This window comes from Vibrio sp. B172a (genome assembly GCF_030248355.1).
Classification (GTDB): domain Bacteria; phylum Pseudomonadota; class Gammaproteobacteria; order Enterobacterales; family Vibrionaceae; genus Vibrio; species Vibrio owensii.
This window is the reverse complement of record NZ_JAHGAC010000008.1, coordinates 385,639-397,925: the sequence shown is the minus strand read 5'-3', so window position 1 is coordinate 397,925 and position 12,287 is coordinate 385,639. Positions and strand designations below refer to the sequence as shown.

General features: G+C 47.1%; 9 protein-coding genes and 1 pseudogene. 7 read left to right on the top strand and 3 right to left on the bottom strand.

Annotated features, from left to right (window positions below; genetic code table 11):
- Window positions 1-186: 186 nt before the first annotated feature.
- From KIT90_RS11640 to KIT90_RS11610, 7 genes and pseudogenes are all read left to right on the top strand, one after another.
- Complete coding sequence (locus tag KIT90_RS11640; RefSeq protein WP_020195592.1) at window positions 187-1,482, top strand: MFS transporter; 1,296 nt, start codon at window positions 187-189, stop codon at window positions 1,480-1,482.
- Window positions 1,483-1,583: 101 nt separating this feature from the next.
- On the top strand, window positions 1,584-2,600 hold the full coding sequence (locus KIT90_RS11635; RefSeq protein WP_005374772.1) for a nuclear transport factor 2 family protein: 1,017 nt from the start codon (window positions 1,584-1,586) through the stop codon (window positions 2,598-2,600).
- 177 nt (window positions 2,601-2,777) lie between these two features.
- Window positions 2,778-3,863, top strand: a complete 1,086-nt coding sequence (locus tag KIT90_RS11630; protein WP_017634480.1) for a porin — start codon at window positions 2,778-2,780, stop codon at window positions 3,861-3,863.
- 257 nt (window positions 3,864-4,120) lie between these two features.
- Window positions 4,121-5,128, top strand: a complete 1,008-nt coding sequence (locus KIT90_RS11625; RefSeq protein ID WP_285376766.1) for a LacI family DNA-binding transcriptional regulator — start codon at window positions 4,121-4,123, stop codon at window positions 5,126-5,128.
- A gap of 192 nt (window positions 5,129-5,320) precedes the next feature.
- On the top strand, window positions 5,321-5,950 hold the full coding sequence (locus KIT90_RS11620; RefSeq protein WP_054822377.1) for a recombinase family protein: 630 nt from the start codon (window positions 5,321-5,323) through the stop codon (window positions 5,948-5,950).
- The gene (locus tag KIT90_RS11615; RefSeq protein WP_285376764.1) at window positions 5,947-7,131 is read left to right on the top strand and encodes a multidrug effflux MFS transporter; all 1,185 of its coding nucleotides are present in this window, start codon (window positions 5,947-5,949) and stop codon (window positions 7,129-7,131) included. The genes KIT90_RS11620 and KIT90_RS11615 overlap by 4 nt, the downstream gene beginning before the upstream one ends.
- Before the next feature lie 43 nt (window positions 7,132-7,174).
- Window positions 7,175-8,329, top strand: a pseudogene (locus KIT90_RS11610) (winged helix-turn-helix domain-containing protein).
- Window positions 8,330-8,476: 147 nt separating this feature from the next.
- Here KIT90_RS11610 and KIT90_RS11605 read toward each other — a convergent pair.
- From KIT90_RS11605 to KIT90_RS11595, 3 genes are all read right to left on the bottom strand, one after another.
- Window positions 8,477-8,911 (bottom strand): EamA family transporter, encoded by a 435-nt coding sequence (locus KIT90_RS11605; protein ID WP_033004842.1) that lies wholly within the window; start codon window positions 8,909-8,911, stop codon window positions 8,477-8,479.
- Window positions 8,912-9,028: 117 nt separating this feature from the next.
- Window positions 9,029-11,047: a TonB-dependent receptor domain-containing protein gene (locus tag KIT90_RS11600; protein WP_020195587.1), complete on the bottom strand. Its 2,019-nt coding sequence runs from the start codon at window positions 11,045-11,047 to the stop codon at window positions 9,029-9,031.
- 135 nt (window positions 11,048-11,182) lie between these two features.
- Window positions 11,183-12,124: a LysR family transcriptional regulator gene (locus KIT90_RS11595; RefSeq protein ID WP_005434330.1), complete on the bottom strand. Its 942-nt coding sequence runs from the start codon at window positions 12,122-12,124 to the stop codon at window positions 11,183-11,185.
- Window positions 12,125-12,287: the final 163 nt, after the last annotated feature.

Genomic DNA, 12,287 nt, shown 5'->3' with positions numbered 1-12,287 from the left:
GATCCTTGTCACTAAAATCCACAAAATGGGTACGCATTCATTTTAAAATTGATTTTGATCACGGATCTAATAACCTTAAAAAAACTATGATTCACCCCGACACGAAATCGAAGATGATCCAAATAAGATCGTGTTCATTAAGTTTGAATAGCAACAAATCCTAAGTGAAATAGAGGTTTATCGGTCATGAATGCCAAAAGACACATGAGCGAAGTTCCTATGATTCAAAGGGTAGCTGCCTATCTAGCGATACTGGTTGGTTACTTTTTCTATTGTTATAACTTTGTAATTATTGACTACGTACGCCCATACATCGTTGAAGCGTATGATGGTATTAGCCTGTCAGACACTGCCCAGTTCTATACATGGCAGTCGGTTGGTGCACTTATCGGTGCATTGAGCTGTGCTTGGTTCGCAACAAAATTTGGTAAGAAATCCACTCTTATTACCATCACAGCCCTAAACGGTGGCGCAACGATCATCAATATGATGTTCACCGACTACACAACATGGGCAGCAATGCGTTTCATCATTGGTTTGTCACTGGGTGGTTACTTCACCGTGGCAGTAAGCCTAATGATCGGCCTATTTACGCCAACGGTACGTGGTAAGTTGACGGCATTCGCGTCTTCTATGTTCTCTGTAGCACTGATGGTAATGGGTGCGTATGCAGCATTTATTGCAAGCATTGATGCACCATGGGAAAGCCTAATGCTTGTAGGTGGTATCCCACCATTGGCAGCAGCTGTTGTCATGATCTTTGTACTACCTAGCGACAGCAAAGTGATCGCTTACGGTGAAGAAGAGCAAGCAAAAGCAGAAGAATCAAATGCACCAGAGAAAAAAGGCTCTTGGGGCGAAATGCTAAGCAAGCCTTACCGTAAGATCACACTAACGTGTCTATTACTGGCTGGCCTTAACTTCTACGGTTTCCAATTCTTTGGTGGCTTCGTAACCACTTACCTACGTGATGTACGTATGTTCGACGGTGCAACCATCGGTCTCATCTTCTCTATCTCAGCATTTGGTTCACTGTTTGGTGCGTGGTTCTGGGGTTGGGTAGCTGACAAATTCGGTCGTAAGGTGAACGCGTTTGGCTTCATCCTTGCAGGCATCATGGTTTCAATCTTCTTTGTTGCACCTGGCGACATGGTGATTGGCGGCCTAAACATGCTGGCTCTACTTGGTCTGATTTACAACTTCGGTCTGTCTTCTTCAGCGGTATGGGGTGGTTACTTCTCAGAACTGTTCCCAGCACACTTACGTAGCTACGGCGCGGCGCTATTCCACGGCGGTCGTATCCTGGGTATGTGGGCACCAATGGTACTTATCTTCATCCAAGAACGTACCGACCTACAAACCGCAATGTGGGGTTCACCAATCGTATGGATCCTTGCTGGTCTTCTATGGCTATCACTGCCAGAGACACTAAAAGGCGGCGTGTTCGATAAGAGCAAAAAAGCCGAAGCAGCAAAAGCGTAACTGAATTTCAAAAACTCCGGCTGGCTCCCCGGCCGGATGAAAAAACTTAATTTCGAGTCCTGTTCCCAAAGCCGACTCGACAGCAAATAAGAGAGTTTATTATGTCTAAATATCAAGAAGCGAAACGCGTTGTACGTGAATACTTCAGCGCAATGGAAAACGCAACTCACGAGAACGTGGCAGAAGTACTAAAAGCACACACTTCAGAAGATTACCTATGGCGTGGTGTTTACCCATTCCGTGAGCAACAAGGTGCTCAAGCAGCGGCTGACGTTTTCTGGGCTCCTTTGATGAAATCAATGACTCGCATGCAGCGTCGTCAAGACATCTTCATCGGTGGTGAGAACGAAGTAACATCCGGTGAAATCTGGGTAATGAGCATGGGTCACTTCATGGGTCTATTCGACGCTGAATACCTAGGCATGCGCCCAACTGGCAAAATCATGAACATCCGTTACGCAGAATTTAACTGTGTTGAAAACGGCAAGATCACTAAGACTGGCCTATTCCTAGACCTTCTAGGCGCGATGGACCAAGCGGGTTGTTACCCACTACCACCATCAACAGGTAAGCACTTCGTATACCCTGGTCCTCGTAACCACGACGGTCTACTGTTCGAAGACGCAGCACCAGAAGAAGGCGTAGCAACACTAGCACTAGTGAACAAGATGGTTGATGACCTATCTGCACTAAACGACAGTGGCGCTATGGGTTGCCCACCAGAAGTTCTTGAGAAGAGCTGGTCTAAAGACATGATCTGGTACGGTCCATGTGGTATCGGTGCGTCTTACACAATTCCTCGTTACCAACAGCAGCACCAATTGCCGTTCCGTAACAACCTAAAAGACAAGAAGTTTAACGGCCACGTATGTCGTTTCGCAGAAGGTAACTTCTCTTGTTTCTTCGGCTGGCCAAACCTATCTAACACGCCAATCGGTGGTTTCCTAGGTATGACAGGTGGTGAAGTACGTGCAGACATGCAAGTGGTTGACGTTTACTACCGTGACGGCGACAAGCTATCTGAGAACTGGGTACTGATCGACCTTCCTTACTGGCTAAAACAGCAAGGTCTAGACGTGTTCGAGCGTACTCAACAGATCCTAAACCCTTCTCTATAAGAAGTCCTAGGGGCGGATTGTCAACCCGCCTTTATGTTGCCTGAATCCCCTCTCGGTTCAGGCGACATGCTCCCAACTCGTGCCTCAAGGATGGGGCACAACCTCAAGATAGAACCCTTATTCAAAACGGGCATGAACGCACGGTGGCTTTCTGCGCCCTGAATAATGAGATTGATGATGAAAAAGTCGACCCTTTCTGCAGTGATTTTAGCAGCGCTTACTTCTAGCTCAGCCTTTGCTGCACACACTTTTGTTAATGACGCTGGCGACAGCCTAACCATCGATGGCCGTTTCGATCTTCGCTACCAAGACCGTGGCGGTGATGACAACGGCGAATGGAACAGCGGCAGCTCACGTTTCGGTTTGAAAGGCCAAATGGGTCTGGATAACGGCTGGACTGGTTTCGGTCACGCGGAATGGGGCTACAACTCTGGCGCGAACGGCGACAACATTTACGACCGCTTGCTATACGCAGGTGTTGATCACGAAAAATACGGCAAGATTGCTGCGGGTACTAAGCAGTGGTCTACCTTCTACGACGTAGCATGGTACACCGATTTAGGTCGTGTATTCGGTACTCGTGGCTCAGGTGTTTACAACCTAGCTGACTGGGGTATCGCATCCGGTGCAGGTCGTGCAGAAAACTCAATTACGTACCGTAATTCAATTAATGAAAAAGTGAGCTACGGCTTTACTTACCAAACCACGCGTGAAGATGTTGCTCTAGCAAGCAATGCGACAGCCTCACTGAAAAACGGCATGGGTGCGTCTATCACTTACAAACCCGTTGATGGCGTAACACTGGGTGCGGCTTACCATCAAAATGAAGTTGCGGATCTAGACGCAAGCGTGGTTGGCGTAGAAAACGGCGACAACATGCGCATCATGCTATTGGGCGCGAACTACAGCAACGGTGGCTTCTACGCGGGTGCGACTTTCCACGTTGGCGAAAACTGGGAAGCAGTGAGCCAAGGCGGTACGGACGTAATGTTCGATACCCTAGGTGGCGAAATCTACACTTACTACCACTTCGACAACGGCCTACGCCCAACGTTGAACTACAACTACATGGAAGATCGTGGTGACGAGACACAAGGTTACGAGCGTAACTTGCTGATTCCAGGTCTTGAATACCACTTCCAGAAGAACAAATTCCTAGTTTGGACTGAATACCAGTTCGACCTAGGTAAAGATCAGTACGATGGCAGCAAATTCGAAAACCGTGATGATCAATTCGCGGCAGGTATTCGCTACTACTTCTGATAACCACGAGATAAGTTATTCCGGTTACGTAACTTATTCGATTTAGTGGAAATGGGAAATAAGAGCAAGCCTTACCTTTTTTGGGTAAGGCTTTTTTCGTATGCAAAACATGAAATGTGACTTGGGTACTACCCAAATTGCGCCACCAAAGACAATCTAACCCTTTATTTACTTAAATCTTGCTTATTTCTCTTTATGACTACGTACCTATTTGTGTTAACCTAGTCACAGTTAAACTGACTTATGAATCAACTCACATGAATCCTGCAAAACAAACCGTAACATCGAAGGACGTTGCCAAACTGGCTGGCGTTTCTCAATCTACTGTATCGCGTGTGTTTGTTCCGGGCAGCTCAGTATCTGAAAAGACCAAGCAAAAGGTCTTCGAAGCCGCGAAAGCCCTAAACTACCGTCCAAATGCTTTTGCACGTAGCTTGACCACCAACGAATCTAAGTTGATCGGTTTGGTATTCCCAGATGCGGACTACCCTATCCACATGAAAACACTTCAATTGATTTCAAGTGAATTGCAGAAGCAAGGCTACTCAGCGGTGTTGATTCCATGGCAAGTGGATGATGAAGACAACCACTCGATCCCGAACATCTTCCAATACCGTGTAGATGGTGTCATTGCCGCTTCCGCTACCTTCAACAAATCACTGTATGAAGAGTGTGAAGAGTTCAATATCCCTATCGTTCAGTACGCACGCGTCGTAGAAGGCACTAAGAGCAGTTACGTTATCAGTGACAACTACGAAGCTGGTCAACAAGCGGCACAATTGCTGCACGAAAGTGGGGTGAAAAACGCGGTTTACCTGACGGGTGAAGTGCCAACCTTTACTAACGACGAGCGTCAAAGTGGCTTCAGCTCTGAGTTTGAAGACTTAACGGGCAAGGCGCCGCGCATCATTGAAGCGAGCTACGACTACGCAAGTTCGCTGGATAAAGTACGTGCTATGCTGGCCGATAAGAATCGTCCAGAAGCCGTGTTCTGTGCAACCGACAACCTTGCAATGGCGGTAATGGATATTGCGCGTATTGAGTGTGGTATTCGTATCCCGCAAGATCTGAAAGTCATCGGCTTCGACAACATTCCACAAACGGAATGGTTGAGCTACCAACTGACCACTTTCCGCCAAGACTTCCGTCGCCTGGCGCGTGAGTGTGTGAAAATTATCGTTGATCAAATCAACAATAAAAACAGCAGCTTGGTGAAGATGATGGTGCCAGTCAAATTGATAGAGCGCAGCACAACCAAAACCTAATCCCAGAGAAGCCAACCCAAGCGGTTGGCTTTTTTATTTCCTCATTTCTTCTTTCTCTTGCCTCTCACCTTTTACTTCTACTTCTAAGATTTCGAGCCAATGGTTCATTTGGTGTTGTGGTTACTAATGAACCTCTGTATATTTATGGACCATTACAGTATATGAACCAACCTCAAGAGACGCATTGCACCCATGGCTACCTTTCTCTATACGCGGCACTCGCCAAAAAACCGAGCTTACCCTGAGCAGCTCAACGCTTTGAAAGCCTTTGCTCCTGAAGCAATTCACCTTGAAGACAAGGTACGCGGCTGCACACCACCTGCCGAGCGACAAGCCTTTCAACAACTCTTAACTACCGTGCAAACCGGTGACACCGTTGTACTTTGGTGGCTAACCGCCTTTGGCCGAGACTTCAGCCAAGCCCTAACCACGATTCAAACTCTGCTTAACAAAGGCGTCACCCTAAAAACCGTTTGTGAACCACTGACCTTTGAACCCGGTTCCGTACAAACGCAAACCCTGCTTTCGCTGCTTTCTGGCTACGGGCAAGTGCAAACTCAACATCGCTTGTTCGCCGCAGAACAAGGCCGAAAAGCGCTAAAAGACGACCCACAGATGTGGAAGCAGAAATTCCGAGGTCGCCCAGCAGACAAAGCGAAACATCAACACATTGCAACTTTGCTTCTGGAAGGCAATACGCTACAAAGCGTCGCAGAACAATGCGAAGTCAGCCTCTCGACGGTCAAACGTGTGAAAGCCAAATTGAATGAGTTTGATGAGGAAGGAAGCCTGCGCCGCCGTGGCGATGGTGAAAAATCATGAGTCGACCGATTGAATTTAAAACCATCTTGCTGGCGTGTCTCATCATCAGTGTTGGTCAGCTCAGTATGGGCTTGGTGTTCCCATCCTTGCCTTGGATCGCCAAAGATTTCGATATTTCCCTCGACCAAGCTCAGCTGTTGGTCAGTGTTTACTTACTTGGTTTTGGCCCGTCTCAGTTTATCTATGGCCCGGTATCCGATGCGTTAGGCCGTAAGAAGGTGCTGTTAGCTGGCTTATTGATTGCCATGCTCGGTCTATTGATGATCATCTTCCTAAGCCACACTTTCACTGGCATGGTAGCAGGTCGTTTTCTGCAAGGTTTAGGTACTGGCTGTTGCGCGGTGTTAGCCCGAGCATCTACTCGTGATCGTTTCAATGGTCCTGAGCTGCCTGTCGCTTTGTCCTACATTGCGATGGCTGCTTCTATCACACCGTTAGTTGCTCCGGTTATTGGTGGTTTCATTAACGCCCACTTCGGCTGGACTATGGTGTTTATCTCGCTGTTGGGTTACGTATTGTTGGCTTGGACTGTGATCGTATTTCGCTTCCAAGAAACCATCACACAAACCTCTGCGTTGCCATCACCGACAAAGATGCTGCTGCAATATCGTGACCTACTGACTTCTCGTTACTTTATGAGCTTTGCCAGTATTGGTTGGCTTAACTTCAGCTTGATGATCACAACCGTTTCGGTAATGCCTTTTATCATGCAAAACCAAATTGGCATGACATCCGATCAATACGCAATGTGGGCACTGATTCCGGCGTTCGGCATGATTTGCGGCACCAGTATCTGTAACCGTGTGCGCCCAATCATCGGCACGAAGAAGATGCTATTGGTCACGCCAATTCTGCATGTAAGTTCCGCAGTGTGGCTGTTCTTCTGTCCTGTTGAGCCGCTGTATTTGATGCTTGGCCAACTGCTGATGATTTTGGGCAATGCTATCGCTCTACCTTGTGCTCAAGCCATGGTAATGCAACCCTACAAGAAACAAGCAGGGGCAGCTGCGGCGATGTCGGGCGGTGGCCAAATGGTGGTGTCATCGATTGTGAGTATGGCATTGGTGCAGCTCGGATTAAGCCAAGCGTGGCACCTGTCATTGGTGATTGTGGTCTTTGCAACCATTACACTGACCAACGTTCTGCGAGGCTTTGCCACTGAGCAACCTTCCGAGCAATAGAGCCCGGGCGATAGAGAAAGTAACAAGGAAGACAAATAACAACATGAAATCACTCAATCTTGCACAAGCACAGAAATTGGCTCTGCTCTCTCAAGGGTTGCCGTTAACAAGCAACAAAGGCAGCGCCAAAGCGAAGACCTTAGCCGTCTTTGAACAACTGGGCTATGTGCAGATTGATACGATTTCTGTCGTTCAGCGCGCCCACCATCATACTTTGTGGAGCCGAAACCCAAGCTACCAACTTGAGCACCTAGACCAACTGGTAGCAGAAAAGAAAGTCTTCGAATATTGGTCTCATGCAGCGGCGTATTTACCTATGTCGCAATACCGTCATAGCTTGCCTCGCAAAGCGGCGATCAAATCCGATCAGCAAAAGCATTGGTACAAAAAAGACCACAACTTGATGGCGTCTATCTTGAAGAGAATTGAGCAAGAAGGCCCGTTGATGGCAAAGGATTTCGAATCTGCCAACCATAAGACCGATGGTTGGAACACCAAGCCAACCAAACGCGCCCTAGAGAACTTATACATGCAGGGCGATCTGATGATAAGCGAACGTCGCGGCTTCCAGAAAGTGTACGACCTAACCTCACATGTTCTGCCTCAAAACATTGATACATCGATGCCAACCGAGTAAGAACACGCGCGATTCTTAGTCCTCAATTATCTGAAATCTCATGGGTTCGGTACTTTGCCTGAAATGGTTTACCTACTGAAAGGAGTTAAGAAGCAGGTACAACAAGCTCTGTCCGAATTGGTCGATTTGGGTGAGATAGAAGCCATTAGCATCAACAATTCGGCTTACTATGCCTGTAGCGATGCGCTGAACTTGCTCGACAAACGGCTCAACCGCAAACGGGCTAAAATCCTTTCCCCATTTGATAACCTGCTTATCCAACGAAAACGCACCAACGCAATTTTCAACTTTGATTACTTGTTAGAGTGTTATGTTCCAGAGCCAAAACGCCAGTTCGGTTACTTTTGTCTGCCAATATTGTGGGATGGGAAACTGGTCGCTCGCGCCGACTGCAAAGTGGATAAAACCAGTTCAACGCTGAACGTTCTTAACCTAGTCACCGAGCCTTCGCTCAAAGACAGAGAAGCGTTTTTCGTCGCCTTAGAAGAGGAGTTACACGCTTTCGCGCAGTTTAATCAGTGCCAAGCGTTTGTGATTCAGAAAGTCTCGCAAAGGGCGTAATGAAAAGAACAGTGCTCGAAGAATCAAAGAGCAAAGTGCTGAGAAACCAAACTGTTCTCATGAAGCCCATGCTCTCTGCATATCGATTCTGAATGACATCCGTCTCTCGATATTCAGAGAGACGAGATACTTAGGTGATAGTGACCTTTAAGAACTTTGTAGGCTCACCAAAATCACGCCAACGGTGATCAAGCCAATCCCCATCCAGTTGACCATGCTGAGCTTTTCTCCCAGTAAAACCACACTGAATATTGCCACCAGCACCACGCTTAGTTTGTCGATCGGCGCAACTTGAGAGGCTTGCCCCAATGACATCGCGCGGAAGTAACACAACCACGATGCACCTGTCGCCAAACCCGATAGCACCAAGAACACCATGCCTTTGGTCGAGATCTCTCCAATAGCACTGAACTGCTTGGTCGCATAAGCAATCAAACCAACCAAAACAAGAATCACGCAAGTACGAATAAAGGTTGCCAAATCAGAGTTGATGTTCGCCACACCAAGTTTGGTCAACACTGCGGTCATCGCCGCAAATACCGCCGACATGAGCGCCCAAAATAACCAAGAAGTTTGAAGCATTGTCTTTTCCTATTTATCCCTAAAAGCAAAAAAGGCGTTACAGAGTGTACTGCAACGCCATATCTTGCTTCGATTAAATTCGACTTAAATCCAATCGAATCAGTCTGTAATTAGAGCTTAAAAGTCTGCTGTCATACCAACGTAGTAAGTACGCGGTGCTTCAACATAACCGATGTTTTCTAGCTCTCTTGATACGCTTTCATCGGTTAGGTTGGTGATACCCGCACGAATACGTAGTGCGTCATTCACATGGTAAACCGTACCTAAATCCATCGTGGTGTAAGCGTCTTGCGTTAGCTGAGAGTCAATCTTACGGTCACCACGGTAGCGTGCGCTCGCAAACAGGTTCAAATCTTGAGTTGGGTACCAGTTTAGGCGAGCAAATGCAGAGTGCTTGTAACGCTCGTTCAGCTCTTCACCTGTCGACTTATCTTCTGTGTCTAAGTAAGTGTAGTTACCAGACATCGCCCATTGCTCATTGAACTGAATGCTACCGGTTAGCTCCACACCTTGAATAACTGCTTTCGATACGTTTTGGTAAGACTTGTACGGGTTAGACAGTTCACGATCGATTGGGTCGCCATTGTCATCAATACAGCTCATCACTGCACTGGACCAAGTACCGACTTCACAGAAGATGTCTGTCTGTTCGATTAGGTTTTCGATTTCGTTACGGAATACCGCGCCTTCTAAGTTCCAGTTACGACCGCTGTATAGCGCCGAGAACTCGTAGTTCACGCTGGTTTCTGCTTCCAGATCTTCGTTACCTACGATGTTACAGTTACCTTTACAGCTGCTCATCGAGAAGTCTGGGTGGTTTTGCGTCATGGTTGGTGCCTTAAACGCTTTACCCACACCACCTTTCAGTACCAAGTCGTCCGTTGTTTGGTGTACTAGGTACACACGCGGGCTGAACTCCTCACCGTAGTGTTCGTGCTTATCTAAACGACCACCAATGGTTGCCATCAGCGTATCGGTCATTTCCCATTGGTCTTGGATAAATACCGCACCTTGGTAAGCTTCTGCTTTGTTACCTACGATGTGCTCTGGGTTGGTTAGCTCGCTAGTTTGGTAGTCCACACCAAACGTCACAGTGTGGCTTTCACCTAGGTAAGTCGTAGCTGATGCTTCAAAAATTTGTGTCAGTTCTTCAATTGAATCAGCACCATCGTTTGCCGCTTCAATGTTCTCTACGTTTTCACGTGAGTAACGAACTTGCGTATCACCCCAAGACCAAAAACCGGTGTGCGATAGCGCTTGGCTGTTACGTTTAACACGAGACTCAGAGAACAGAACCGTTGTGCCACTTTCTGCTGCGGTATCACGCTCGTCGTCGCTGTAACCAAGGTCAAGATCGATAAATTGATTGTCCGCTAAATGCCATGAAAGCGTACCGAACATCGCTAAACTATCGCGATCTTCAAGTGCAGTAACTTCTTCACGATCGATGCCGCCTTTCTCGCCAGAGTATGGCTGCCATGCGTTGCGGCTCGTTTGAGAAACAGAGAAGCGAGCAAATAGCGTGTCTTCAATCAGAGCGCCAGACGTGGTTAGACCCACTGTGTACTCTTGACCACCATTGCCATCGTTTGGCGTAGTGTTGTCTAAGCTAAGTTGGGAGCTCCAATCGTTACTTGGTGACTTAGTGATGATGTTGATCGTACCGCCCATACCGTCAGAGCCGTAAAGCGCCGACATAGGACCGCGGATGATCTCTACTCGCTCAATTGAGTCCATTGGGATCGCAGAAAGATCGAAGTCGTTACCACGTACGATCGCGCTTGCCGAACTCATGCGACGGCCATTTACCATGATCAGTGTGTATTTCGAATCCATGCCACGAATCGAAATTTGCTGACGGCCTGCACGTGTGCTGTCGAAGTCTGACTCCACGCTGGTTGCGTTAGACACGATGTCCGCCAACGTGATGCCTGGATCGTTTTCGATGTCTTCAGCGGTGATCACCGACATAGAAGCTGGAGCGTCTTTCAGCTCCATCTGGGTACGAGTTGCTGTTACAACAAGCTGCTCATCGGTTTCGATTGGCGTTGTATCAGCAAAGACGGAAAAAGAGGTACATAGCGCACCGATCACCACTGCTAATGGTTTTGGCGCAAACGGAGTCGTCTTCGACATGGTAAAAACCTATAAATTTTAATGGAACTTATAATGATAATGGTTCGCATTAAATAGCCTTTATTTGACGAAGACAAGCAACCGAGCATTTGTAGGATTAATTACCACTATGTCAAAAATGAATAATAATATTCTTTACCATTCAGCCTCGGTTGAGCCATATATTTCCTTGAACAATGACTTAACCCAATTACACATCGGGTCGTTATGATAGCGCTTATGCCAGTACAAATAGACCGATTCACTGTCCATTCGAATCGCTTTTGGTACGGTTTTAGTGATCAATTTTCTGCCCTGACAAGCGTCTTGTGCAAACGGCGTTGGCAAGTGGAAAATCACGTCCGTTTGCTCGGCAATCGCTGGCGCAGCGTTGAAGTTTGAAAGCTGAACAGGAATCGATAATTGGCGCTTTTTATCCACCACACCAAGCTCAACAAAACGGTGATAAATCGACAGGGTTTTGCCACCTTGAAGTGAGATCTGACCGAAGTTGCAATCGAGCAGCATCTCCACCGTCAGCTCCTCAACATGGGCAAGTGGATGGGTTTCGCTCATCAGGAATCGGTAGTCGCGATTGGCAATTTTCATGCGGTACAAATTCTGCTCAGAGCTAGGCGGCTCGGCGGTTGAGAGCACAAAATGTACATCCCCTGCGATCAGCGCATCGAAATGGCGTTTCGGGATGGAATCAATATCGACAATCATGTTCGGCGCTTCTTCACGGATGCGCGAAACAATCGGTGGCAGTAAGAAAATAACCTGCGGAACCAAGCCGTAAAAACGGATCGTACCGTTGCTCTTTTCTGGCACAAATGACTGGCCGTACATCAGCTTTTCTAGCCCGGTTAGAACGGTGTTCAAATCTTGCTTGATCACTTCCGCTTTTGGGGTCAGTTCATAGCCGTGTGCAGTACGTACTAACAGCTCATCGTTGAACAAGTTTCTGAGTTTCTGTAAAGAGCGGCTCACCGATGGTTGGCTCATATTGAGCGATACCGCGGTGTTGGAAACATGCTTCTCTTCAAGTAGGTGTTTGAGAATAAACAATAAGTTCAAGTCGACTTGAGCTAAATTCATTTTTTGAATACTCACTATTCCGCTAATTCTGTTGCTGCATATAGACTATCTGCTAATGTGTCTGCAATCAATAATCATTCTTATTTGATTTTAATCAAATAAGTTATACCGCTTTACGACTAATCTCGCGCTCTATTTTTTAAAGCATTATTTGTTTTTAAGG

Excerpts from the sequence above, each read along its gene's own strand:
- KIT90_RS11640 (WP_020195592.1), top strand. The coding sequence starts at position 187 with ATGAATGCCAAAAGACACATGAGCGAAGTTCCTATGATTCAAAGGGTA.
- KIT90_RS11625 (WP_285376766.1), top strand. The coding sequence starts at position 4,121 with ATGAATCCTGCAAAACAAACCGTAACATCGAAGGACGTTGCCAAACTG.
- KIT90_RS11635 (WP_005374772.1), top strand. The coding sequence starts at position 1,584 with ATGTCTAAATATCAAGAAGCGAAACGCGTTGTACGTGAATACTTCAGC.
- KIT90_RS11620 (WP_054822377.1), top strand. The coding sequence starts at position 5,321 with ATGGCTACCTTTCTCTATACGCGGCACTCGCCAAAAAACCGAGCTTAC.
- KIT90_RS11595 (WP_005434330.1), bottom strand. The coding sequence starts at position 12,124 with ATGAATTTAGCTCAAGTCGACTTGAACTTATTGTTTATTCTCAAACAC.
- KIT90_RS11605 (WP_033004842.1), bottom strand. The coding sequence starts at position 8,911 with ATGCTTCAAACTTCTTGGTTATTTTGGGCGCTCATGTCGGCGGTATTT.
- KIT90_RS11600 (WP_020195587.1), bottom strand. The coding sequence starts at position 11,047 with ATGTCGAAGACGACTCCGTTTGCGCCAAAACCATTAGCAGTGGTGATC.
- KIT90_RS11615 (WP_285376764.1), top strand. The coding sequence starts at position 5,947 with ATGAGTCGACCGATTGAATTTAAAACCATCTTGCTGGCGTGTCTCATC.
- KIT90_RS11630 (WP_017634480.1), top strand. The coding sequence starts at position 2,778 with ATGAAAAAGTCGACCCTTTCTGCAGTGATTTTAGCAGCGCTTACTTCT.